The 23,669-nt window shown below is 61.4% G+C and carries 24 protein-coding genes; 21 read left to right on the top strand and 3 right to left on the bottom strand.

The window, feature by feature from the left end:
* Nucleotides 1–48: 48 nt before the first annotated feature.
* A complete protein-coding gene (locus ACXX83_RS17695) occupies nucleotides 49–564 on the bottom strand; it encodes a DUF2062 domain-containing protein (RefSeq protein ID WP_015096398.1) in 516 nt (171 codons plus the stop codon).
* Nucleotides 565–699: 135 nt separating this feature from the next.
* Here ACXX83_RS17695 and ACXX83_RS17690 point away from each other — a divergent pair, with 135 nt between their 5' ends.
* The 12 genes from ACXX83_RS17690 (at nucleotide 700) to ACXX83_RS17635 (ending at nucleotide 12,169) form a co-directional block, all read left to right on the top strand.
* Entirely contained in the window at nucleotides 700–2,934 is a 2,235-nt protein-coding gene (locus ACXX83_RS17690; RefSeq protein ID WP_458549195.1) for a DNA internalization-related competence protein ComEC/Rec2, read from the top strand.
* Nucleotides 2,935–3,032: 98 nt separating this feature from the next.
* Complete coding sequence (gene pocA, locus ACXX83_RS17685) at nucleotides 3,033–3,668, top strand: flagellar polar localization protein PocA (protein ID WP_033047600.1); 636 nt, start codon at nucleotides 3,033–3,035, stop codon at nucleotides 3,666–3,668.
* A complete protein-coding gene (pocB, locus tag ACXX83_RS17680) occupies nucleotides 3,665–4,093 on the top strand; it encodes a flagellar polar localization protein PocB (protein WP_007972252.1) in 429 nt (142 codons plus the stop codon). The genes pocA and pocB overlap by 4 nt, the downstream gene beginning before the upstream one ends.
* Nucleotides 4,093–5,103, top strand: a complete 1,011-nt coding sequence (gene lpxK / locus ACXX83_RS17675; RefSeq protein ID WP_458549194.1) for a tetraacyldisaccharide 4'-kinase — start codon at nucleotides 4,093–4,095, stop codon at nucleotides 5,101–5,103. Before pocB ends, lpxK begins: the two co-directional genes overlap by 1 nt.
* Nucleotides 5,104–5,127: 24 nt before the next feature.
* Nucleotides 5,128–5,313: a Trm112 family protein gene (locus ACXX83_RS17670; protein ID WP_003179363.1), complete on the top strand. Its 186-nt coding sequence runs from the start codon at nucleotides 5,128–5,130 to the stop codon at nucleotides 5,311–5,313.
* On the top strand, nucleotides 5,310–6,074 hold the full coding sequence (gene kdsB, locus ACXX83_RS17665; RefSeq protein ID WP_015096394.1) for a 3-deoxy-manno-octulosonate cytidylyltransferase: 765 nt from the start codon (nucleotides 5,310–5,312) through the stop codon (nucleotides 6,072–6,074). Before ACXX83_RS17670 ends, kdsB begins: the two co-directional genes overlap by 4 nt.
* The gene (locus ACXX83_RS17660) at nucleotides 6,074–6,538 is read left to right on the top strand and encodes a low molecular weight protein-tyrosine-phosphatase (protein ID WP_015096393.1); all 465 of its coding nucleotides are present in this window, start codon (nucleotides 6,074–6,076) and stop codon (nucleotides 6,536–6,538) included. Before kdsB ends, ACXX83_RS17660 begins: the two co-directional genes overlap by 1 nt.
* Complete coding sequence (gene murB / locus ACXX83_RS17655; protein ID WP_458374101.1) at nucleotides 6,535–7,554, top strand: UDP-N-acetylmuramate dehydrogenase; 1,020 nt, start codon at nucleotides 6,535–6,537, stop codon at nucleotides 7,552–7,554. Before ACXX83_RS17660 ends, murB begins: the two co-directional genes overlap by 4 nt.
* A gap of 241 nt (nucleotides 7,555–7,795) precedes the next feature.
* Nucleotides 7,796–8,266: a (2Fe-2S)-binding protein gene (locus ACXX83_RS17650; protein ID WP_015096391.1), complete on the top strand. Its 471-nt coding sequence runs from the start codon at nucleotides 7,796–7,798 to the stop codon at nucleotides 8,264–8,266.
* The gene (locus ACXX83_RS17645) at nucleotides 8,263–10,593 is read left to right on the top strand and encodes a xanthine dehydrogenase family protein molybdopterin-binding subunit (protein WP_458549193.1); all 2,331 of its coding nucleotides are present in this window, start codon (nucleotides 8,263–8,265) and stop codon (nucleotides 10,591–10,593) included. Before ACXX83_RS17650 ends, ACXX83_RS17645 begins: the two co-directional genes overlap by 4 nt.
* Nucleotides 10,593–11,576 (top strand): XdhC family protein, encoded by a 984-nt coding sequence (locus tag ACXX83_RS17640; protein ID WP_458549192.1) that lies wholly within the window; start codon nucleotides 10,593–10,595, stop codon nucleotides 11,574–11,576. Before ACXX83_RS17645 ends, ACXX83_RS17640 begins: the two co-directional genes overlap by 1 nt.
* Nucleotides 11,573–12,169 carry a nucleotidyltransferase family protein gene (locus ACXX83_RS17635; protein ID WP_458549191.1) on the top strand — a complete coding sequence of 199 codons (597 nt, stop codon included), beginning with the start codon at nucleotides 11,573–11,575 and terminating at the stop codon, nucleotides 12,167–12,169. Before ACXX83_RS17640 ends, ACXX83_RS17635 begins: the two co-directional genes overlap by 4 nt.
* A gap of 173 nt (nucleotides 12,170–12,342) precedes the next feature.
* Here ACXX83_RS17635 and rne read toward each other — a convergent pair whose 3' ends face one another.
* Nucleotides 12,343–15,534: a ribonuclease E gene (gene rne / locus ACXX83_RS17630; protein ID WP_458549190.1), complete on the bottom strand. Its 3,192-nt coding sequence runs from the start codon at nucleotides 15,532–15,534 to the stop codon at nucleotides 12,343–12,345.
* A 702-nt stretch (nucleotides 15,535–16,236) separates the two neighbouring features.
* On the opposite strand from rne, the gene rluC reads away from it, so the two are divergent.
* The 3 genes from rluC to ACXX83_RS17615 are packed head-to-tail and all read left to right on the top strand — an operon-like array spanning nucleotide 16,237 to nucleotide 18,862.
* Nucleotides 16,237–17,199, top strand: coding sequence for a 23S rRNA pseudouridine(955/2504/2580) synthase RluC (rluC, locus tag ACXX83_RS17625; RefSeq protein ID WP_007977058.1), 963 nt, complete (start codon nucleotides 16,237–16,239; stop codon nucleotides 17,197–17,199).
* Nucleotides 17,186–17,848, top strand: coding sequence for an HAD-IA family hydrolase (locus tag ACXX83_RS17620; protein ID WP_458549189.1), 663 nt, complete (start codon nucleotides 17,186–17,188; stop codon nucleotides 17,846–17,848). The genes rluC and ACXX83_RS17620 overlap by 14 nt, the downstream gene beginning before the upstream one ends.
* A gap of 24 nt (nucleotides 17,849–17,872) precedes the next feature.
* The gene (locus ACXX83_RS17615) at nucleotides 17,873–18,862 is read left to right on the top strand and encodes a S49 family peptidase (RefSeq protein ID WP_458549188.1); all 990 of its coding nucleotides are present in this window, start codon (nucleotides 17,873–17,875) and stop codon (nucleotides 18,860–18,862) included.
* A 75-nt stretch (nucleotides 18,863–18,937) separates the two neighbouring features.
* Here ACXX83_RS17615 and ACXX83_RS17610 read toward each other — a convergent pair whose 3' ends face one another.
* Nucleotides 18,938–19,516: a Maf family protein gene (locus ACXX83_RS17610; RefSeq protein ID WP_458549187.1), complete on the bottom strand. Its 579-nt coding sequence runs from the start codon at nucleotides 19,514–19,516 to the stop codon at nucleotides 18,938–18,940.
* Between the two features lie 105 nt (nucleotides 19,517–19,621).
* On the opposite strand from ACXX83_RS17610, the gene ACXX83_RS17605 reads away from it, so the two are divergent.
* The 6 genes from ACXX83_RS17605 (at nucleotide 19,622) to acpP (ending at nucleotide 23,614) form a co-directional block, all read left to right on the top strand.
* On the top strand, nucleotides 19,622–20,149 hold the full coding sequence (locus ACXX83_RS17605) for a YceD family protein (RefSeq protein WP_007942001.1): 528 nt from the start codon (nucleotides 19,622–19,624) through the stop codon (nucleotides 20,147–20,149).
* Between the two features lie 13 nt (nucleotides 20,150–20,162).
* Nucleotides 20,163–20,345 carry a 50S ribosomal protein L32 gene (rpmF, locus tag ACXX83_RS17600; RefSeq protein ID WP_003179396.1) on the top strand — a complete coding sequence of 61 codons (183 nt, stop codon included), beginning with the start codon at nucleotides 20,163–20,165 and terminating at the stop codon, nucleotides 20,343–20,345.
* A gap of 4 nt (nucleotides 20,346–20,349) precedes the next feature.
* On the top strand, nucleotides 20,350–21,360 hold the full coding sequence (gene plsX / locus ACXX83_RS17595) for a phosphate acyltransferase PlsX (protein WP_217836075.1): 1,011 nt from the start codon (nucleotides 20,350–20,352) through the stop codon (nucleotides 21,358–21,360).
* 125 nt (nucleotides 21,361–21,485) lie between these two features.
* On the top strand, nucleotides 21,486–22,424 hold the full coding sequence (gene fabD, locus ACXX83_RS17590; RefSeq protein WP_217836074.1) for an ACP S-malonyltransferase: 939 nt from the start codon (nucleotides 21,486–21,488) through the stop codon (nucleotides 22,422–22,424).
* Between the two features lie 16 nt (nucleotides 22,425–22,440).
* Nucleotides 22,441–23,181: a 3-oxoacyl-ACP reductase FabG gene (gene fabG / locus ACXX83_RS17585; protein WP_007977052.1), complete on the top strand. Its 741-nt coding sequence runs from the start codon at nucleotides 22,441–22,443 to the stop codon at nucleotides 23,179–23,181.
* Nucleotides 23,182–23,377: 196 nt separating this feature from the next.
* Nucleotides 23,378–23,614 (top strand): acyl carrier protein, encoded by a 237-nt coding sequence (acpP, locus tag ACXX83_RS17580; RefSeq protein WP_003175607.1) that lies wholly within the window; start codon nucleotides 23,378–23,380, stop codon nucleotides 23,612–23,614.
* The last annotated feature ends 55 nt before the right edge of the window (nucleotides 23,615–23,669 follow it).

Genomic DNA, 23,669 nt, shown 5'->3' with positions numbered 1-23,669 from the left:
GTATATGGCAGTTGTAAAAAACGGCGCCCTGGGCGCCGTTTTGCATTTTCACATCCGGCTCTTCTTGCGCCGCTTCCATTGCCTGGCCACCCACCAGCGCCAATACGCCATCACCAGGAAGTAGGACAGCGCACCGAGGGCCAGCCCCGTCACCACCGAACCCAACAGAAACGGTTGCCACAAGGTCGAGATTTCGCCCCTGATCCATTCCCAGGTCAGTGCGTCCGGCAACTGTCGGGCGGGGACATCCATCAGCCAGGCGCCGGTCTGGTAGGTGCAAAAGAATACGGCAGGCATGGTGATCGGGTTGGTCAGCCAGACCAGGCTCACGGCGATCGGCATGTTGCCGCGCACGATGATGGCGAGAGTTGCCGCCAGCAGCATCTGCAACGGGATTGGCAGGAACGCCGCGAACAAACCCACCGCCATGGCGCGGGCCACGGAGTGGCGGTTGAGGTGCCACAGGTTCGGGTCATGCAGCAGCGTGCCGAGAAAGCGTAAGGATTTGTGTTCCCTGATGCTCATCGGGTCTGGCATGTAACGTTTGAATAAGCGCCGGGGCATAAGGCTTCTCGGTCGGTCAGGGTGGCAAGTATGTCTGGATTCTATGAACTGCCCATTCAGACTTTGTGACAATTAATAACGGCGCCCACGCGACCGGCGGGCTAAGCCTTGGAGGGGACTCTCAAGGACGGGCTTATGCGCACAGGGATGATGGCGTTGGCGCTGGGTCTGCTGACTTTGCGTTTTTTGCCGGCTTTACCGCCGGTCTGGTTGTGGCTGGCGATGCCGGTGGCGGGTTTGATGTTGTTGCCATTCAGGACGTATCCGGTGGCGTTTTACCTGTTCGGTTTGAGTTGGGCCTGCGCGAATGCGCAGTGGGCGCTGGATGACCGGTTGCCGCCGGCGCTGGACGGAGAAACCCGCTGGGTCGAAGGACGGGTCACTGGCTTGCCCCGGCATGACGACGGTGTCGTGCGTTTCGAATTGACCGACATCCAGTCCCGGCGCACCCGCCTGCCGCGGCAAATGCGCCTGGCCTGGTACGGCGGGCCGCCGGTGAACAGTGGTGAGCGCTGGCGTCTGGCAGTCAAATTGAAGCGCCCGGTCGGGCTCCTCAATCCGCAGGCGTTCGACTACCAGGCCTGGTTGCTGGCACAACACATCGGGGCGACCGGGACGGTCAAGCAGGGCGAACGCCTTGCGCCAGCCCAATGGGCCTGGCGCGATGGCATCCGCCAGCGTTTGCAAGCGGTGGATGCCCAGGGCCGAGGCGGCGCGTTGACCGCGTTGGTGCTCGGGGACGGTGCCGGGCTGAGTCGCGAAGACTGGCAGGTATTGCAGGACACCGGCACGGTGCATCTGTTGGTGATTTCCGGGCAGCACATCGGCTTGCTGGCGGGCGTCGTGTATCTGTTGATTGCCGGCCTGGCCCGCCTTGGGTTATGGCCAAATCGTCTGCCATGGCTGCCTTGGGCGTGTGGCCTGGCATTCGCCGCGGCACTCGGTTACGGGATGCTGGCGGGATTCGGGGTGCCGGTGCGACGAGCCTGCCTGATGCTTGGCCTGGTGTTGTTGTGGCGTCTGCGGTTCCGTCATCTCGGTGCATGGTGGCCGCTTTTACTGGCCCTCTGCGGCATTTTTCTGGTGGAACCGCTGGCGAGTCTCCAGCCTGGTTTCTGGCTGTCTTTCGCGGCAGTGGCCGTCTTGATATTGACCTTCGGCGGTCGGTTGGGCCCCTGGCGATGGTGGCAAACCTGGACCCGCGCCCAGTGGCTGATTGCGATCGGACTGTGCCCGTTACTGTTGATATTGGGACTGCCGATCAGCCTTAGCGGTCCGGCAGCCAATTTGCTGGCGGTGCCGTGGATCAGTCTGCTGGTGTTGCCACCGGCCTTGCTCGGGACATTGCTGTTGCCGGTGCCCTACGTGGGCGAGGGCCTGTTGTGGCTGGCGGGCGGTTTGATCGGTGAGTTGTTCAGGGTCCTGGCGTTGTTGGCCGAGGTGCTACCCGCGTGGGTACCGAAGGCGATTCCTTTGGGGGTATGGAGCCTCGGCGCGCTGGGCGCTTTTCTACTGCTGTTGCCGCGTGGCGTTCCGCTGCGTCCGTTGGGTTGGCCGCTGCTGCTGTTGCTGGTATTCCCACCCCGGTCAATGCTGCCGGAAGGCATCGCTGAAGTCTGGCAGTTGGATGTGGGGCAGGGGCTGGCTATTCTGGTGCGCACCCGGCATTACACTTTGTTGTATGACGCCGGACCGCGATTCGGTGAGCTTGACCAGGGGGAGCGGGTGGTGCTGCCGGCGTTGCACAAACTGGGGGTGAAGGGCCTCGACCTGATGCTGATCAGCCACGCCCATGCCGATCATGCCGGTGGTGCCCCGGCGATTGCCAAGGGCTTGCCGGTAATAGAGGTGGTCAGTGGTGAACCCTCTGACTTGCCTGTGGAACTGCAGGCCGGGCGTTGTGAGAGCGGCCGGCAATGGACCTGGGATGAAGTCAACTTCCAGCTTTGGCACTGGCCATTGGCCGGCGACAGCAACCAGAACTCCTGTGTCTTGTTGATCGAGGCCAATGGCGAACGGTTGCTGTTGAGTGGCGACATCGATGCCGCCGCCGAAAGAGCCCTGCTGGACAGTCCGTTGGCCCTGCCTACCGATTGGCTGCAGGCACCACACCACGGCAGTCGCAGTTCGTCGTCAAATGCCCTGCTGGATGTCCTGCAACCTAAAGGGGCGCTGATCTCCCGCGGCCAGGGCAATTCATTTGGCCATCCGCATCCCACGGTGATCGCGCGTTATCAAAAACGCGGGATGGCGATCTACGACAGCGTCGAACAGGGTGCCATTCGTCTGCAACTGGGGCGCTTCGAGCCACCGTGGTCGATGCGCCAGGAACGGCGTTTCTGGCGCGATCCGCCGCCTTCGAAGCCATGACCGGGCGTTATCAAGGCCCGACCGGATGCGACATCACGGTCTTCGGTGCGCCCACCCCCTATGTTAGAGTGGCGCACTTTTTCGAGGGGACTGTCACTGTGTGGGAATTGGTCAAATCCGGCGGCTGGATGATGCTGCCGATCATTCTGAGCTCCATCGTGGCCATGGCCATCGTCGCCGAACGTCTCTGGACTCTGCGCGCCAGCCGCGTGACCCCGGAGCACTTGCTCGGGCAGGTCTGGGTCTGGATCAAGGACAAACAGCTCAACAAGGAAAAACTCAAGGAACTGCGCGCCAACTCCCCGTTGGGCGAGATCCTGGCGGCCGGCCTGGCCAACTCAAAACATGGTCGCGAGATCATGAAGGAGTGTATCGAAGAGGCCGCACAACGGGTCATCCATGAGCTCGAGCGCTACGTCGCCGCCCTCGGCACCATCGCCGCCATGGCGCCGTTGCTGGGCCTGCTGGGTACGGTGCTGGGCATGATCGATATTTTCAGTGCGTTCACAGGCTCAGGCATGACCACCAACGCTTCGGTACTGGCCGGTGGTATTTCCAAGGCCCTGATCACCACGGCCGCGGGCCTGATGGTGGGTATCCCCGCAGTGTTTTTCCACCGTTTCCTGCAACGCCGGATCGATGAGCTGGTGGTGGGCATGGAGCAGGAAGCGATCAAGCTGGTCGAAGTGGTGCAGGGCGATCGCGACGTGGACCTGACCGGGAGCAAAGCGTGAAATTCCGCCGCAAACCACGGGAAACGGTGGACATCAACCTCGCATCGCTGATCGACGTGGTGTTCATCCTGTTGCTGTTTTTCGTCGTGACTACCACCTTTACCCGTGAGACCCAGCTGCGCGTCGATCTGCCGGAAGCGGTCAGCGGCACGCCGGCCGATGATCAGAGCAAGCCACTGGACATCGCCATCAGCGCCGACGGCGTGTTCTCGGTGAACAACCAGATCCTGCCGAAAAGCGACCTCGCCTCGCTGATGGACGCGCTGCAAAAGGAAGCCAACGGCGACACCAACCGGCCGCTGTCCATCAGTGCTGACGGCAAGACTGCGCATCAGTCCGTGGTGACAGCTATGGATGCCGCCGGCAAACTCGGCTTCAGTCACTTGCGCATGACCACCATCGAGGCGGCGCCTCCCGCGCCCTGATGGCCATGTCCGATCGATTGCTCGCCGCGTGGTACGCAGGACATCCGGCCCTGAAGCTGTTACAGCCACTGGAGTGGCTGTACCGGCGCGTGGTCATGAACAAACGCAAGCGCTTTCTGGCGGGTGAGGGCGAGATCTACCAGCCACCGGTGCCGCTGATCGTGGTCGGCAACATCACCGTGGGAGGCACCGGCAAGACGCCGCTGATTCTATGGATGATCGAGCACTGCCAGCGCAGCGGCCTGCGGGTCGGTGTGGTCAGCCGCGGCTATGGCGCCAAACCGCCGCAGTTGCCGTGGCGGGTCGAGGCCGGGCAGAGCGCCGAGGTTGCCGGTGACGAGCCGTTGCTGATTGTCCAGCGCACGGGCGTGCCGCTGATGATCGACCCCAATCGCAGCAGCGCCGTCAAAGCCTTGCTGGCCAGTGAGCCGCTGGACCTGATCCTGTCCGACGACGGCATGCAGCACTATCGCATGGCCCGTGACCTCGAACTGGTGCTGATCGACGCCGCCCGTGGTCTGGGCAACCGCCGTTGCCTGCCCGCCGGGCCATTGCGTGAGCCGGTCGAGCGCCTGCAAAGCGTCGACGCGGTGCTTTACAACGGTGCCGCGGCTGACCGCGACGATGGCTTTGCCTTTCAATTGCAGCCCACCGCATTGGTCAATCTGCACAGCGGCGAACGCCGTTCCCTCGATCTTTTTCCCGCCGGCCAGGCCCTGCACGCGGTGGCCGGTATCGGCAATCCGCAACGTTTCTTCAAGACCCTCGAAACGCTACACTGGCAGCCTGTTCCACATGCGTTTGCCGACCACGCCGAATACAGCGTGCAGGCGTTGAATTTCACGCCGTCATTGCCGTTGGTAATGACGGAAAAAGACGCGGTGAAATGCCGTGCCTTTGCCGCCGCCGATTGGTGGTACCTGGCGGTCGATGCCGTGCCGTCGCCGGCCTTCGTGGCCTGGTTCGACACACAGTTGATGCGCCTGCTGCCGGATCGTTTGTTGCCTTAACTCCGTTTTTTCCAGGGAATGCTCATGGACACCAAATTGCTCGACATCCTCGCTTGCCCGGTCTGCAAAGGCCCGCTCAAGCTCAGCGCCGACAAGACCGAGCTGATCAGCAAGGGCGCCGGCCTGGCCTACCCGATTCGCGACGGCATCCCGGTGATGCTCGAGTCGGAAGCGCGCACCCTGACCACCGATGAGCGTCTGGATAAATGACCACAGCCTTTACCGTCGTCATTCCATCGCGTTATGCCTCCACCCGCCTGCCAGGCAAGCCGCTGCTGCTGATCGCCGGCAAGCCGATGATCCAGCACGTCTGGGAACAGGCGAGCAAAAGCAGCGCCGGGCGGGTGGTGGTTGCCACTGACGACGCGCGCATCGTCGAGGCCTGCAATGGCTTCGGTGCAGAAGTGGTGCTGACCCGTGAGGATCACAATTCCGGCACCGATCGCCTGGCTGAAGTTGCGATGAAGCTGGGCCTGGCGCCCGATGCCATCGTCGTCAACGTCCAGGGTGACGAGCCGCTGATCCCGCCGAGCGTGATCGATCAGGTCGCCGCCAACCTGGCGGCCCACGCTGAAGCGCGCATGGCCACCCTGGCCGAGCCGATCGAAGACGCGGACACCCTGTTCAATCCCAACGTGGTCAAGGTCGTCAGCGACCTCAATGGCCTGGCGCTCACGTTCAGTCGCTCCACCTTGCCATGGGCGCGGGATGCGTTTGCCGTGAACCCTGAGCAGTTGCCGGAAGGTGTGCCGTATCGCCGCCATATCGGCATCTATGCCTACCGTGCCGGTTTCCTGCAGGATTTCGTCAACTGGGGTCCATGCTGGCTGGAAAACACCGAGTGCCTGGAACAGCTGCGTGCCCTGTGGCACGGTGTGCGGATCCACGTGGCCGACGCATTGATCGCGCCGCCTGCCGGCGTCGATACCGCTGAAGACCTCGAGCGCGTTCGTCGCCTGCTGGAGGCGTGATGCGCGTTTTGTTCGTGTGCCTGGGCAACATCTGCCGTTCTCCCACGGCCGAAGGCGTGCTGCGGCACAAACTGCGCGAAGCGGGGCTGGCCGATCAGATTGAGGTCGCTTCCGCCGGCACCGGTGACTGGCATGTCGGCAAGGCGCCGGACAAGCGCAGCCAGGCCGCGGCGAAGCTGCGCGGTTACGACTTGTCGGCCCAGCGCGCCCGGCAAGTCAGCCGCGCCGATTTTGCCACCTACGACCTGATCCTCGCGATGGACAACAGCAACCTGCGCAACCTCAAGGCCTTGCAGCCCGCCAAGGGCAAGGCCGAGCTGGATCTGTTCCTGCGCCGTTACCAGTCGCCAATCGATGAAGTGCCGGACCCGTACTACGATGGCGAGCAAGGCTTCGAGCAGGTGTTGGACCTGATCGAGCGCGCCAGCGATTTGCTGGTGATCGAATTGAAGGGACGGTTATGAGTTTGCAGATTCAATCGCAGGTGTCGCTCAAGCCGTTCAACAGCTTTGGCGTGGATGTCCAGGCCCGGCTGTTTGCCGAGGCCCATAGCGACGCCGATGTGCGCGAAGCCCTGGCTTATGGGCTGGAGCACAAGGTCCCGGTACTGGTGATCGGCGGTGGCAGCAATCTGTTGCTGACGGCGGATATTGAATCACTGGTGCTGCGCATGGCCACTCGCGGGATTCGCGTGCTGAGCGATGACGACGGCAAAGTGGTGATCGAGGCCGAGGCGGGCGAGCCCTGGCATCCCTTTGTGCAACACACCCTGGCGCTTGGGTTGTCCGGCCTGGAAAACCTCAGCCTGATTCCCGGCACCGTGGGTGCGGCACCGATGCAGAACATCGGCGCCTATGGGGTCGAGATCAAGGACGTGTTCGCCGGCCTGACCGCCCTCGATCGCCAGACCGGCGAACTGCGCGATTTCAGCCTGGCGCAGTGCAACTTTGCTTACCGCGACAGCCTGTTCAAGCAGGAACCGGGGCGCTGGTTGATCCTGCGTGTGCGTTTCGCCCTCGACCGCGCCGCGCATTTGCACCTGGAGTACGGCCCGGTGCGTCAGCGCTTGACCGAACAAGGTATCGAGCATCCGACCGCCAGCGATGTCAGCCAGGCCATTTGCAGCATCCGCAACGAAAAACTCCCGGACCCGGCCGTGCTCGGCAATGCCGGCAGTTTCTTCAAGAATCCTTTGGTGTCGGCGGCGCTGGCTGCACGGCTAAAGGGCGAATACCCGGACCTGGTGGCCTATGCGCAACCCGACGGGCAGATGAAACTGGCCGCTGGCTGGTTGATCGAGCGGGCAGGCTGGAAAGGTTTTCGCGATGCCGACGCAGGTGTTCACAAGCTGCAGGCGCTGGTGCTGGTCAACTATGGCGGCGCAACGGGCCTGCAATTGCTGAACCTGGCGCAGCGCATCCAGAAAGACATTTCAGAACGTTTTCATGTCGATCTGGAAATGGAACCGAACCGGTATTGAGCTAAGCTTTCAGGACAGATCAAAAAGCCCTGCACGATGTTTATTGTGCAGGGCTTTTTTGTTAATGCTCGGTTAACTTAGTCAGCTAACGATGCACACTCTTGCTCCACCAAAGGCCCGGTGCAGACCGTTTGCGTCCGCACGAGAGAGCCTATTAGCCTGAGTCGATCTGCGTGCGACCCACCGAGATCCAGCGGCAGATTGCTCGACCCCATAACTCAAGAACTATGCGGGCGTGCCCATGATTACCCTGAAACTCAATGGTCAAGACCATCAACTCGATGTCACCGAGGACATGCCGCTGCTCTGGGCGATCCGTGACGTGGCCGGTTACAACGGCACCAAGTTCGGCTGCGGCATGGGCCTGTGCGGAGCCTGCACGATTCATATCGAAGGGGCTCCGGCACGCAGTTGCATCACGCCCATCGGTTCCGTCGTCGGTCAGAATGTCAGCACCATCGACAACCTGCACGCCGACCCGATAGGCAAAGTCGTCCAGCAAGCCTGGCTCGACACGGCGGTCGCCCAATGCGGTTTCTGCCAGGGTGGTCAAATCATGTCGGCGACAGCGCTGCTCAAGACCCACCCGAACCCCAGCGACGAGCAGATTGAAGAAGCAATGGTCGGCAACATCTGCCGCTGCGGCACCTACAACCGCATCAAGACCGCCATCCGCCAGGCCTCCACTCACCTGAAGGAGGCCAAGGCATGAGCCGCTTACCGAACGATTTCACCCTGAGCAATCTGAGCCAGCTCAGTCGCCGTGGCTTTCTCAAAGGCGTGGGCGCCACCAGTGCGCTGGTTTTGGCGGCGAGTTGGGGCTGGCAAGACGCTTTTGCCGAAGAGAAAGACAAGAAGTTCGGCGCCGATGGCATGCCCCACGGCTGGGTCGACGATCCGAAGGTCTATGTGAGCATCGCCGCCGATGGCACGGTGACCGTGATCTGCAACCGCTCGGAAATGGGGCAGGGCGTGCGCACCAGCCTGACCATGGTGGTGGCTGATGAACTGGAAGCCGATTGGGCGCGGGTCAAGGTACAGCAGGCCCCGGGCGATGAAGCACGTTTCGGCAACCAGGACACAGACGGTTCACGCAGCATGCGTCACTGGTACGAACCGATGCGTCGTTGCGGGGCTGCTGCGCGCGCCATGCTGGAGCAGGCCGCTGCTGACCAGTGGAAAGTGTCGGTGGGCGAGTGCCATGCGCAACTGCATAAAGTCATCCATAAACCCTCGGGCCGCGAACTGGATTATGGCGCGCTCGCCGCCGCTGCCAGTGCTTTGGCCGTACCGGCCCGTGACAGCCTTAGGCTCAAGCAGCCTTCGGAATTCCGTTACATCGGCAAGGAAGGCACCAAGGCCATCGACGGTGAGGACATCGTCAACGGCCGTGCCGTGTACGGTGCCGACGTGCATTTCGACGGCATGCTCTACGCGACCATTGCCCGACCCACGGTGTATGGCGGCAAAGTCAAAAGTTTCGATGGCAGCGCGGCGATGAAAGTCCCTGGCGTGGTCAAGGTGCTGCAGATCGAAAGTCGTCCGTTGCCTTCGGAGTTCCAGCCCCTGGGTGGCATCGCCGTGGTGGCGAGCAATACCTGGGCGGCGATCAAGGGCCGCGAGGCGCTGAAAATCGAGTGGGATGACGGCCCCAACGCCAGCTACGACTCGATCGCCTATCGCAAGGAGCTCGAAGCGGCCTCGCTCAAGCCTGGCAAGGTGGTGCGAAATACCGGCAACATCGACGAGGCCATGAGCAGCGCCGACAGTACGCTGGAAGCCTCTTACTACTTGCCGCATTTGTCACAGTCGCCGATGGAACCGATGGTCGCCATTGCGCGGTTCAAGGACGGTGCGTGCGAGGCCTGGGGGCCAAGCCAGGCGCCGCAGGTCACCCGGGAGCGGATCGGTGAACGCCTGGGGCTGCCATTCGAAAAGGTCACGTTCAACGTGACCTTGCTGGGCGGTGGATTCGGGCGCAAGTCCAAGCCTGACTTCATCATCGAAGCCGCGATCCTTGCCAAGGAATTCCCCGGCAAGGCGGTGCGGGTGCAATGGACCCGCGAAGACGACATCCACTGTTCCTACTTCCACACCGTATCGGCCGAATACCTCAAGGCCAGCCTGAACAAGGACGGTCTGCCGTCCGGTTGGTTGCACCGTACGGTGGCGCCGAGCATCACGGCGTTGTTTGCGCCTGGCATGAACCATGAGGCGGCGTTCGAACTGGGCATGGGTTTCACCAACATGGCGTATGCGATCCCCAACATTCGCCTGGAAAACCCCGAGGCCACGGTGCATACCCGTGTTGGCTGGTATCGCTCGGTGTCGAACATTCCCCATGGCTTCGCGATCCAGAGTTTTATCGATGAGTTGGCGCACAAGGCCGGGGCAGATCCGCTGAAGTACCAGATCAGATTGCTCGGCCCGGACCGTCGGATCGATCCGCGCACCTTGAGTGAAGAGTGGAACTACGGTGAATCCCCGGAGCGTTATCCGATCGACACCGGGCGCCTGCGCACGGTACTGGAGACCGCCGCCAAAGCCGCCGGATGGGGACGTGAGCTGCCCAAGGGCCGCGGCCTGGGCCTGGCGGTGCATTACAGCTTCGTGACCTATGTGGCAGCGGTGATCGAGGTGGAGGTCAAAGACGACGGCACGCTGGTGGTGCACAAAGCCGACATCGCCGTCGATTGCGGACCGCAGATCAATCCCGAGCGGATTCGCGCGCAATTCGAGGGTGCCTGCGTCATGGGCCTGGGTAATGCGGTGCTTGGGGAAATCAGCTTCAAGGACGGCAAGGTCCAGCAGGATAACTTCCACATGTACGAAGTGGCGCGCATGTCCCTGGCACCGAAAGAGGTGGCGGTGCATCTGGTGACGCCGCCGGGCGACGTGCCATTGGGCGGTGTCGGTGAGCCGGGTGTGCCACCGATTGCGCCGGCCCTGTGCAATGCGATCTTTGCAGCCACCGGCAAGCGCATCCGTAACCTGCCGGTTCGTTATCAGTTGTCGGGCTGGCAGCAGGCCGGTGCCTGATGGACAGCGCCGACCTGAACGTCCTGCGCAGTGTGCTGCAATGGCAGCGCGCCGGTCAGCGGGTGGTGTTGTACAGCGTGGTCGAAACCTGGGGCACTGCGCCCCGGGCACCCGGCGCCATGCTGGCCTTGCGTGAAGACGGCGTGGTGATTGGCTCGGTTTCCGGCGGGTGTGTCGAGGATGACTTGATCGCCCGGCTGCACGACGGCCGTCTCGCACTGGACGGGCCGCCGGTGCAACTGATCACGTACGGCGTGACCCGCGAGGAAGCCGCACGTTTCGGTTTGCCCTGCGGCGGCACCTTGCGCTTGACCGAGGAGCGCATCGACGATGGGGATTGGGTCGAGCAACTGCTGGCCCGATGCGAGGCCCATGAAATCGTTGCCCGTGAACTGAACCTGGCCACCGGCGAAGTGCTTTTGCAGCCGGCCAGTAAAGCTGATGTATTGACGTTCGACGGTCAGGCCTTGCGGGCGATCTATGGGCCGCGCTGGCGCTTGCTGCTGATCGGCGCGGGGCAGCTGTCGCGCTATGTCGCGGAAATGGCCCGCCTGCTGGATTTCGAGGTGCTGATTTGCGATCCACGCAGCGAGTTCGTCTATGGCTGGGAAGAGCAGCACGGACGATTCGTCTCGGGCATGCCGGATGAGGCGGTGTTGAATATCCAGACCGATGAGCGCACGGCCATCGTGGCCTTGACCCACGATCCGCGCCTGGACGACATGGCGCTGCTCACGGCCCTGGATTCCAAAGCCTTTTACGTTGGAGCACTGGGGTCGCGGGTCAACAGCCAGAAGCGCCGGGAAAACCTGGCTCAACTGGGTTTGTCGCAACCGGCGATTGACCGTTTGCATGGTCCGATCGGCTTGCACATAGGCAGTCATAATCCCGCGGAAATTGCCTTGTCGCTCATGGCGGAAATCGTGGCGGTCAAAAATGGCGTCGAACTGAAACAGAAGAAAGTCTGGCGGGAGAAGGTATGAGCGAGTCCATTGGCGTCGTCGTACTGGCGGCGGGGCAGGGCAGCCGGTTTCGTCAGGTGGCGGGTGCTGAAAAGGATAAGTTGGTGGCCGATTGCACCGGGCGTGACGGCGTGGTGCGGTCGGTCATCGAACACACATTGGTCAACTTGCCGGTCGCGCTGCACAAGCGCGTGCTGGTGACCACTGCTGACCGCCCGCAAGTGATTCGCATGGCTCAGGCCTATGGCTGCGAGATTGTGCTGATCGAATCGACAGGTATGGGCGACAGCATTGCCGCCGGGGTCGCTGCCTGCAAGCAACTCGATGGCTGGCTGATGGTGCTGGGGGATATGCCGTTCATCCTGCCGTCCAGTATCGAGCAAGTGGTGGCGGGTATTGGCGATGACAATATCAGTGTTCCGGTACAGGGCGGTAAATATGGGCATCCGGTCGGGTTTGGGCGGGACTTCGCAGCGGGGTTGATGGAGCTATCGGGGGATCGTGGCGCGAAACCGCTGTTTGCCCAAGGGCGGGTGATCGAAGTGGCCGTGGATGATCCCGCTGTGTTGTGGGATGTGGATGTGCCTAAGGCACTAACCTTCAGGCCAGCATAGGTCCTTGTGGGAGCGAGCTTGCTCGCGATAGCGGTGGATCAGCTAGCACCAATGTTGAATATCATTCGGCTATCGCGAGCAAGCTCGCTCCCACAGGGGGTTGGGGGATATTCAGGGATATAAAAAAGCCCCGCCTGGGTTCACCAGGCGGGGCTTTTCAGTGGCCGATGGAATCAGGCGAGAGGTTTGGTCTCGTGCTCTTTTTCCAGGGCTTGCTCGTGTTGCTCTACCGCGTCCTGAACGGAGCGCGGCGCTTCGTGGATCACCGACTCAGCCGGCTCGGCAACCACTTCGGCGGCCGGGGTAGGCACTGCCTCAACCGCTTCAACCGGAGCCGCAGCGGCAGCCAGTTCAGCTTCCTTTTGCAGACGCTCGGCTTCGCGCTTGCGACGACGCACTTCACGCGGGTCGTTAGGCGCACGGCCACTTGGCGTCAGGGCGCTGACAGGAGCGGCCTCGACGACTGGCGCAGGCGCTTCGGCAATTACCGGAGCTTCAACGACAGGCGCTTCAACCACCGGCGCCGGAGCCGGTTCTGCTGCAGCAACCACCGGCTCGGAAACCATGGCTTCGGCCACTTGGGTCTCGGCAGCAGGCGCTGGTGTTTCAGCGACGGCTGGCTCGGCCACCCAGTTGAACGCCGTTTGCTCTTCACGCACTTCGCGAACGGTTTCAGTCACGGTCTCGACGACAGCTTCTGCAGGTGCGGCAGGTGCTTCAACCACTGGAGCCGGCTCGGCAACCGCTTCAACGGCTGGCTGAGCTTCTGGCGCCACTTCGATTTCCGGCGAGGCGGTGACTTCGACCGGCGTGGTCGCTTCAACGACTGGCGCTTCAACCGGAGCTGCTTCCAGGGTCGCGGCAGTGGCGCGTTCGGCTTGCGCATTGGCTTCAGCTTCGGCTGGAGCGCTGATCACGCTGCTGGCAACGGCTGCAGTGACAGCCAGGCCGGCGGCCAGATCGGCAGTGCTTGGCGCTTCAGCGCTTTCGCCGGACTCGGACTCTTCCGAGCCTTCGATCACGTTGCCGTTGGCGTCACGCTGACGCTCGCGACGGTTGCTGCGACGACGCTGGCCACGGGAACGACGGCGTGGACGATCGCCTTCGGCGTTTTCCTGACCCTCTTCCTGCAGTTGCTCTTCGTTGGTGGTCAGTTCTTCTTCGGCAGCGGCGGCGGCTTGTTCGGCACGAGGCTGACGCTCTTCACGCGGTGGGCGTGGAGCACGCTCTTCACGTGGCTGGCGAGCTGGACGCTCTTCTGCGGTAGCGGCGGCGGCCGGAGCAGCCGGAGCGGCATCCAGAGGCTCGCGCAGTTCACGCACGCGTTCCTCACGCTCGCCACGAGGCTTGCGATCTTCACGCGGAGCGCGGGGCGCACGTTCTTCACGAGGCGCGCGTGGTGCGCGTTCTTCGCGGGCGACTGCCGGCGTTTCTTCACGGCTCTCGCGAGGCTCGCGCACTTCGCGTGGCTGACGCTCTTCACGCGGAGCGCGCTCTTCACGCGGTGCACGTTCTTCGCGAGGCTTGCGCTCTTCATCGCGGCGACCGTTACGGTTGCGGCTCTGCTGGCGACCGTTGCGACGCTCTTCGTTGCGGGCCGGACGCTCGGCGGCTGGCTTTTCAACCACAACCGGCGCGACAGGCTCTTCCTTGGTGGCGAACAGACTCACCAGCGACTTCACCAGGCCTTTGAACAGGCTTGGCTCAGGCACGACGGCCGGAGCCGGGGCCGGGGCGACAACTTCGGTCGGAACCGGAGCGTTGGCGCGAGCCGGAGCGGTCTTGACCGCGGCTTCCTGGCGAACCAGGGTGCGGGTCGCAGCGGCTGGCTGGACTTCTTCGACTTCGGCAGCGGCAGCGGCGATTTCGTAGCTGGACTGGTTGGTCGCCGCTTCCGGGCTGTCATCACGCAGGCGCTGCACTTCGAAGTGCGGCGTCTCGAGGTGATCGTTCGGCAGGATGACGATGCGGGCGCGGGTGCGCAGTTCGATCTTGGTGATCGAGTTGCGTTTTTCGTTGAGCAGGAATGCAGCCACCGGGATCGGCACTTGTGCGCGAACTTCGGCGGTGCGGTCTTTCAGGGCTTCTTCTTCGATCAGGCGCAGGATCGCCAGGGACAGCGATTCAACGTCACGGATGATGCCGGTGCCGTTGCAACGCGGGCAGACGATGCCGCTGCTTTCGCCCAGGGACGGACGCAGGCGCTGACGGGACATTTCCAGCAGGCCGAAGCGCGAGATGCGACCGACTTGCACGCGAGCGCGGTCGGCTTCCAGGCATTCGCGGACTTTCTCTTCCACGGCGCGCTGGTTCTTGGCTGGGGTCATGTCGATGAAGTCGATCACGATCAGGCCGCCGATGTCGCGCAGGCGCAACTGACGGGCGATTTCTTCGGCCGCTTCAAGGTTGGTCTGCAGCGCGGTTTCTTCGATGTCGCTGCCTTTGGTGGCGCGCGCCGAGTTGATGTCGATGGACACCAGGGCTTCGGTCGGATCGATCACGATGGAGCCGCCGGAAGGCAGTTCGACGACGCGCTGGAAAGCGGTTTCGATCTGGCTTTCGATCTGGAAACGGTTGAACAGCGGAACGCTGTCTTCGTAGAGCTTGATCTTGCTGGCGTACTGCGGCATCACCTGGCGGATGAAGGTCAGGGCTTCGTCCTGGGCTTCAACGCTGTCGATCAGCACTTCGCCGATGTCCTGGCGCAGGTAGTCGCGGATCGCGCGGATGATCACGTTGCTTTCCTGGTAGATCAGGAACGGCGCGGCGCGGTCCAGCGAGGCTTCCTTGATGGCGGTCCAGAGCTGCAGCAGGTAGTCGAGGTCCCACTGCATTTCTTCGCTGCTGCGGCCCAGGCCGGCAGTGCGCACGATCAGACCCATGTCGGCCGGGGCAACCAGGCCGTTCAGGGCTTCACGCAGTTCATTGCGCTCTTCGCCTTCGATGCGACGGGAGATACCGCCGGCACGCGGGTTGTTCGGCATCAGCACCAGGTAACGACCGGCCAGGCTGATGAAAGTGGTCAGGGCGGCGCCCTTGTTGCCACGTTCTTCTTTTTCGACCTGAACGATGACTTCCTGGCCTTCGCTCAGGACGTCCTTGATGTTGACGCGACCTTCCGGGGCTTTCTTGAAGTATTCGCGGGAGATTTCTTTGAGGGGCAGGAAGCCGTGGCGCTCAGAGCCGAAATCGACAAAGGCAGCCTCGAGGCTTGGTTCGATGCGAGTAATCCGGCCTTTATAGATGTTGGCCTTCTTCTGCTCGCGTGCACCGGATTCGATGTCCAGGTCGTAGAGGCGCTGGCCATCTACCAGTGCAACACGCAACTCTTCGGGTTGAGTTGCGTTAATCAGCATTCTTTTCATGTAGTACCGTCGGTTTCCGGGCTGCCGGAAACGGCGTTCGGCACACACGACTTCTCACGGTCGGTGTCAGGTGCGTCGGGAGTGGTTGGCCATTTCCCGTGTCCAGCGAAGTCCGGCCAATGTGGGCCTTCATCGCGACGTACGCGTCCTGCTTGCTGTGGCTACTTAAGCACTCAGTCAGGAGGAGGAATCAACCAGCGGCTGTGGACGAGATGAAGCGTCTGGAGAAAGCCTGTTGCTACACAGTCCGGCGGTTGTGCATCTCCACCCTACACGTATCCCTGATAATTCGGGTGCTGCCGCGCGCAGAATCCGCAGCGGGTTGGCATTTACCGTGAGCTCCGAAAGGGGAGGTCACGCATCATGGCTAATTTAGGCGTTGTTTCCGATGCCTTCGCTCGGGGTCATTCGCAGCTGACTGCACTTTGTGAACTGGCCGTGAATATGGCTCGCAAAACGAGTGGAAAACTCTGCTTTGTGGCGTGATTCAGGCCTCATGTCACCTGCGCTCGTTACACCTGCAAACTCCACCGTTACGTAGCGAAAGCCCCGTAGGACGGCCTCGCGTCCTGGTGAATTGCGTTGGTCAGGGCCGGTTTTTGACCGTTGGTCCGCTGTCCAGGCCGCTTTTGGCGGCGTTCGCGACTATAGCAGCAATGATTAAGTGCTTCAATTCCATAAAAAATTGTTATCATCCGCGGCATGACGACGACTACCCCCCCGACTCCAGGCGTACAACTGCTTGAGGTCTCGCCGGAATATGCCGGCCAACGTATTGATAATTTCCTTCTCGCCCGACTCAAAGGCGTGCCCAAGACCTTGATTTACCGCATTTTGCGTAAGGGCGAAGTGCGCGTGAACAAAGGTCGGATCAAGCCCGAGTACAAGCTGCAGGCGGGCGATATCGTGCGCGTGCCGCCGGTTCGCGTGCCTGAACGCGACGAGCCGGTGCCACTGGCACAAGGCCTGCTGCAGCGGCTCGAAGCCTCGATTGTCTTCGAAGACAAGGCCCTGATCGTGATCAACAAGCCCGCCGGCATTGCGGTTCACGGCGGTAGCGGCCTGACGTTCGGGGTGATCGAAGCCTTTCGTCAGTTGCGTCCCGATTGCAAGGAGCTCGAACTGGTTCACCGTCTCGACCGTGACACGTCCGGCCTGTTGATGATCGCCAAGAAGCGCAGCATGTTGCGTCACCTGCATACCGCGCTGCGCGGTGATGGTGTCGACAAGCGCTACATGGCGCTGGTCCGCGGTAACTGGGCGAGCTCGATCAAGCAGGTCCGTGCATCGCTGGGCAAGAGCAATCTGCGCTCCGGCGAGCGCATGGTCGAGGTCGACGAGGAGGAGGGCAAGGAATCCGTGACTGTGTTCAAGGTCCTGCGCCGCTTCGGCGACTTTGCCACCCTGATCGAAGCCAAGCCGATTACCGGCCGGACTCACCAGATCCGCGTGCATACCTTGCACGCCGGGCACTGCATCGCAGGCGACACCAAGTACGGCGACGAAGGTTTCAGCAAGGAAATCCGCGATCTGGGCGGCAAGCGCCTGTTCCTGCATGCCTACATGCTGACCGTGCCGCTGCCTGATGGCGGCGAGCTGAAGTTGCAGGCGCCGGTCGACGAGATGTGGGCCAAGACTGTGGAGCGATTGAGTGCGCCCATCTGATTACAAGCTGCTGATCTTCGATTGGGACGGCACGCTGGCCGATTCCATTGGCCGGATTGTCGAGGCGATGCATGTTGCCTCCCGGCGCTCCGGTTTTGAGCCGCGCGACGATTTTGCCGTCAAGGGCATTATCGGCCTGGGGTTGCCGGAAGCGATCCGCACCCTGTATCCCGAAATCGGCGACGCAGAGTTGATCGGGTTCCGCGAGCACTATGCTGAACATTACATTGCGTCGGAGGCCGTGCCTTCGCCGTTGTTCGAGGGCGTGGTCGAGTCGCTCGAGGCATTTCGTGCCGAGGGTTATCATCTGGCTGTGGCGACCGGCAAGGCCCGCCGCGGGCTGGATCGGGTGTTGAAGGCCCATGGCTGGGAGGATTACTTCGACATTACTCGTGCCGCCGACGAGACCGCCAGCAAGCCCCATCCGCTGATGCTTGAGCAGATTCTCGCCCATTGCGAGGTTCGCCCGGATCAGGCATTGATGGTCGGTGATTCGTCCTTTGATTTGCAGATGGCACGTAACGCCTGCATGGGGTCGGTGGCCGTAAGCTATGGTGCTCAATCGATCGATGCGTTGAAGCTGTATGAGCCGCGACTGGCCATCGACCGTTTTTCAGAATTGCACGCCTGGCTGAGTCAGCAGGCTTAACCGGTTGTTTTTGGGGTGGACGGCATGGCCGACGAATGGAAAGCGCCCGCCAAGGCGAGTGCAGAGAGCAGTGACGACAAAAGCTGGAAGCTGCTGGAGAAGACGCTGCTGGCCAGTGTGCAGGAGCAGCGTCGGTCCCGTCGCTGGGGGATATTCTTCAAGTCGCTGACTTTTGTGTATCTTTTCGGCGTTGTTGCTCTGTTTTCGCCGCTGATGGATATGGAAAAGGCCGCTACCCTCAGTGCCAATTACACGGCGCTGATCGATGTGAGGGGGGTGATTGCCGACAAGGAGTCGGCCAGCGCAGACAATATCGTTGGTAGCTTGCGTGCGGCTTTCGAGGACAGGAAGGTCAAGGGCGTCATCCTGCGCATCAACAGCCCGGGCGGCAGTCCGGTGCAGTCGGGTTATGTCTATGACGAGATCCGTCGCCTGCGCGGCCTGCACCCGGACATCAAGCTCTATGCGGTCATTTCCGATCTGGGGGCTTCCGGTGCTTACTACATCGCCAGCGCGGCGGATCAGATCTACGCCGACAAGGCGAGCCTGGTCGGCTCCATCGGTGTGACGGCGGCCGGCTACGGCTTTGTCGGCACCATGGAGAAACTGGGTGTCGAGCGTCGCACTTACACTTCGGGCGAACACAAGTCGTTCCTCGATCCGTTCCAGCCGCAGAAGCCGGAAGAAACCGCTTTCTGGCAGGGTGTGCTCGATACGACCCACAAGCAGTTCATCAACAGCGTCAAGCAAGGGCGGGGCGATCGCCTGAAGGACAAGGAGCATCCGGAGCTGTTCTCCGGCCTGGTCTGGTCCGGCGAGCAGGCGCTGCCACTGGGGTTGATCGATGGACTGGGCAATGCCAGTTCGGTTGCGCGGGATGTGATCGGCGAGAAAGAGCTGGTGGACTTTACCGTTCAGGAGTCGCCATTCGATCGCTTCTCGAAAAAGCTCGGTGCCAGCGTGGCTGAGCATTTGGCGATGTGGATGGGGTTTAACGGTCCGTCGTTGCGCTAGGCCGTTTCAAAGATCAAAAGATCGCAGCCTTCGGCAGCTCCTACACAGCTGCCGAAGGCTGCGATCTTTTTGCTTTCAGGGTATTTGCACGCCTTCGGCCAGCAACATGTCGATCAAACGAATCAGTGGCAGGCCGATCAGGCTGGTGGCGTCAGGTCCCTCGGTACTGCGAAACAGGCTGACACCCAGGCCTTCGGCCTTGAAGCTGCCCGCGCAATCGTAGGGTTGCTCGGCGTGCAGGTAGCGCTCGATGCGGGGCGCGTCGAGTGTGCGCATGTGTACGGTGAACGGCACGCAATCGACCTGGCAGTGCCCTGTCTGGCTGTTGAGCAAGGCCAGGCCGGTCAGGAATGTCACGCTGGCGCCGCTGGCGGCCAGCAGTTGTTCGCGGGCTTTTTCGAAGGTGTGGGGCTTGCCGATTATCCGCTCTCCCAGTACGGCAACCTGGTCGGAGCCGATTATCAGATGAGCGGTATGGCTGGCGGCCAGGGCGCGCGCTTTCTCTTCGGCAAGGCGCTTGACCAGCGAGATAGCGGATTCACCCGGGCGATGGCTTTCGTCGATATCCGGTGAACTGCAGGTGAATGGCAGTTGCAGGCGGGCCAGCAATTCCCGGCGATAGACCGAGCCGGAAGCGAGTAATAAAGGCAGCATGCGCATCTCCATAAGGCAGGTGCGAATTCTAGCGAGGCTTCCAAGTGACGGACAGGGCTGAATTTCCTTTGACATGGGCGGGTGCATCCCTATAATGCTGCGCCTATGTTGAATGACCCGATTCCACCTCACGTTGACCCGCGCAAATTGGCTGATCGTGGCACCACCCTTCAAGGTGAAATGCTGCTGGCCGATTTGGAGAGACTCTGCGACCCGCTTTCCGACAATGTCGGTACGGTGCAGGCTAAATTCGTTTTTGAACGAGATGAACGTAAATCTGTGGTCATCCACAGCTTTATCGACACTGAAGTCAAAATGGTTTGCCAGCGTTGTCTTGAGCTGGTCACCCTGCCGATCCATAGCGAATGCAGTTACGCTGTGGTGAAGGAGGGTGCGAATACCCAGTCGTTGCCGAAAGGTTATGACGTGCTGGAACTGGGCGAAGATCCTTTGGATCTGCAGTCACTGATCGAGGAGGAGCTTCTGCTCGCCTTGCCCATTGTGCCTGCTCATCATCCGGAAGAATGCCAGCAGCCGGCGGGAGCAGATGAGCCCGAACCGAGCGAGGACGAGGTAACGCGGTCCAACCCGTTCAGTGTATTGGCGCAGTTAAAGCGTGACCCAAACGTTTAGGAGTTAATCAATTATGGCTGTTCAGCAGAACAAAAAATCCCGCTCTGCCCGTGACATGCGCCGTTCGCACGACGCTCTCGAGGCTAGCACCCTGTCTGTAGAAAAAACCACCGGTGAAGTTCACCTGCGTCACCACGTATCGCCAGAAGGCGTATACCGTGGCCGTAAAGTGATCGACAAGGGCGCTGACGAGTAATCACTTGTCCGCTCAAGTCATCGCGATTGACGCAATGGGCGGGGACTTCGGTCCCCGCAGCATTGTCCAGGCCAGTCTTGCTTGCCTGTCCGCTACACCCTCGCTGCACCTGACCCTCGTCGGTCAACCCTCCCTTCTTGAAGAATTGATCGCTGGCCATTCGGCTGTGGATCGCGCGCGCCTGTCGATTGCTCCGGCGAGCGAAGTCATCGGCATGGACGAAAAACCCGCCCAGGCCTTGCGAGGCAAGCCCGACTCATCGATGCGCGTGGCCCTTGAACTGCTGCGCGACGGCAAAGTCCAGGCCTGTGTCAGTGCCGGCAATACCGGGGCGTTGATGGCGTTGTCGCGATTCGTGCTCAAGACCCTGCCGGGCATTGACCGTCCGGCCATGGTGGCGGCGATCCCGACGCAAAAGGGTTACTGCCAATTGCTCGACCTGGGCGCCAACGTCGATTGCAGTGCCGAGCATCTGTTGCAGTTTGCGGTCATGGGCTCGGTGGCGGCGGAAACTCTGGGTATTAGCCGTCCACGGGTGGCGTTGCTGAACATCGGCACCGAAGACATCAAGGGCAATCAGCAGGTCAAGCTGGCGGCGACTTTGTTGCAAGGCGCCCGGGGCATCAATTACATCGGCTTTATCGAGGGCGACGGTTTGTACCGTGGCGAAGCGGATGTGGTGGTGTGTGACGGTTTTGTCGGCAACATCCTGCTCAAATCCAGCGAAGGCCTGGCGACCATGATTGCCGGGCGCATCGAGGCGTTGTTCAAGAAGAACCTGGCCTCACGTGCGGTCGGCGCGCTGGCGCTGCCGTTGATGAAGCGTCTGCAGGCCGAACTGGCGCCTGCCCGGCATAACGGCGCGAGCTTTCTCGGCTTGCAGGGGATTGTGGTGAAGAGCCACGGTTCTGCCGGGGTCCAGGGTTTCCAAAGCGCCATTTCGCGCGCCATGATCGAGATTCAGGAAAATCTTCCCGAGCGCCTGCACGGTCGTCTGGAGGATTTGTTGCTTTAGGCGTTTTCGTCGGACAATGCTTAAATGTGACCGCTTGGTTCGATGGGCCATCCAACTGTCAGTTTCTTGCGTCCCCAAAGCGGGGCGCCAATTCTCCGACGACAAGATCATTAGGGGCTTGTTACATGTCTGCTTCCCTCGCATTCGTCTTCCCGGGACAGGGTTCGCAGTCCCTCGGCATGCTGGCCGAGTTGGGCGCACAACACCCGGTTGTCCTTGAAACATTCAAAGAAGCTTCCGATGCACTGGGTTACGACCTGTGGGCACTGACCCAGCAAGGGCCGGAAGAGCAACTCAATCAAACCGATAAAACCCAACCGGCCATTCTGACTGCCTCGATCGCCCTGTGGCGTCTGTGGCTGGCCGAAGGTGGTGCTCGTCCGGCCTACGTCGCCGGGCACAGCCTGGGTGAATACAGCGCGCTGGTGGCAGCGGGCAGCCTGAGCCTGGGCGACGCGGTGAAGCTCGTCGAGCGTCGTGGCCAACTGATGCAGGAAGCCGTTCCGGCCGGGCAGGGCGGCATGGCTGCCATCCTCGGCCTGGACGATGCCGATGTACTGGCCGCCTGTGCCGAAGCGGCACAAGGCGAAGTGGTCAGCGCGGTGAATTTCAACTCCCCTGGCCAGGTGGTTATCGCCGGAGCCAAGGCCGCCGTTGAGCGTGCCATCGAAGGCTGCAAGGCGCGTGGTGCCAAGCGCGCCATGCCGCTGCCGGTCAGCGTGCCGTCCCACTGCGAGCTGATGCGTCCGGCTGCCGAGCGTTTCGCCGAATCGATCGCCGCAATCAACTGGCAGGCGCCACAGATTCCTGTGGTCCAGAACGTCAGCGCCGAAGTGCCGGCCGATCTGGAAACCCTCAAGCGTGATCTGCTCGAACAGCTGTACAAGCCCGTACGCTGGGTTGAATCGGTCCAGGCGCTGGCCATCAAGGGCGCGACCCAATTGGTCGAATGCGGCCCGGGCAAAGTGCTGGCCGGCCTGAACAAGCGTTGCGCCGAAGGCGTATCGACATCCAACCTCAATACCCCAGACGCTTTCGCTGCCGCCCGTGCAGCGTTGGCCTGAATCAGGAGAAGCTTGCATGAGTCTGCAAGGTAAAGTTGCACTGGTCACCGGTGCAAGCCGTGGCATCGGCCAGGCTATCGCCCTGGAACTGGGTCGTCAGGGCGCCATCGTTGTCGGTACCGCGACTTCCGCGTCGGGTGCCGAGCGTATTGCCGCGACCCTGAAGGAAAACGGTATTCAGGGCACCGGCCTGGAACTCAATGTCACCAGTGACGAGTCCGTGGCGGCGGTCCTGGCGAGCATCCAGGAGCAGTTCGGTGCGCCGGCGATCCTGGTCAACAATGCCGGTATCACCCGCGATAACCTGATGATGCGCATGAAAGACGACGAGTGGCACGACGTTGTCGATACCAATCTGAACAGTCTGTTCCGCCTGTCCAAGGGCGTTTTGCGTGGCATGACCAAAGCCCGTTGGGGCCGAATTATCAGTATTGGTTCGGTTGTGGGTGCCATGGGCAACGCAGGCCAAGTAAACTACGCTGCCGCCAAGGCCGGTCTGGAAGGTTTTAGCCGTGCATTGGCGCGTGAAGTCGGTTCGCGTGCGATTACGGTAAACTCGGTGGCCCCAGGGTTCATCGATACCGATATGACCCGTGAACTGCCCGAGGCGCAGCGTGAAGCCTTGCAGACGCAGATTCCGCTGGGTCGTCTGGGGCAAGCTCAAGAGATCGCGTCCGTGGTCGCTTTTCTTGCGTCGGACGGTGCGGCTTACGTTACCGGAGCTACAATCCCGGTGAACGGCGGGATGTACATGTAATTCAAATGTGACGGATTGCTTCAAAAAAATGTCATACGAGCTGTCTAAAATCCGTTATAAAGCTGCAATCTATTTATAGGCAGAGGGTCACCGGGTTCGAGGAGTGAAGCTTTCAGTTGAAAAGCTGAAAAGCATTTCTATACACTTACCCACTGGCCAGCTGCCTGAATTTGTCCATTAGGAGTGAAAACAAGGTATGAGCACCATCGAAGAGCGCGTCAAGAAAATCGTTGCTGAGCAACTGGGCGTTAAAGAAGAAGAAGTGGTCAACACTGCTTCCTTCGTTGAAGACCTGGGTGCCGACTCCCTTGACACCGTTGAGCTGGTGATGGCTCTGGAAGAGGAATTCGAGACCGAAATCCCTGACGAAGAAGCCGAGAAGATCACTACTGTACAAGCTGCAATCGACTACGTTACTAGCCACCAGGCGTAATAGTTTGTAATCGTTGCTCGCTGTCATGGAAAAACCGCACTGCCATCATGGCGTG

Source organism: Pseudomonas sp. GNP012 (assembly GCF_054343835.1).
Note: the sequence above shows the minus strand (reverse complement) of the source record. Positions and strands in the feature narration are given on the sequence as shown.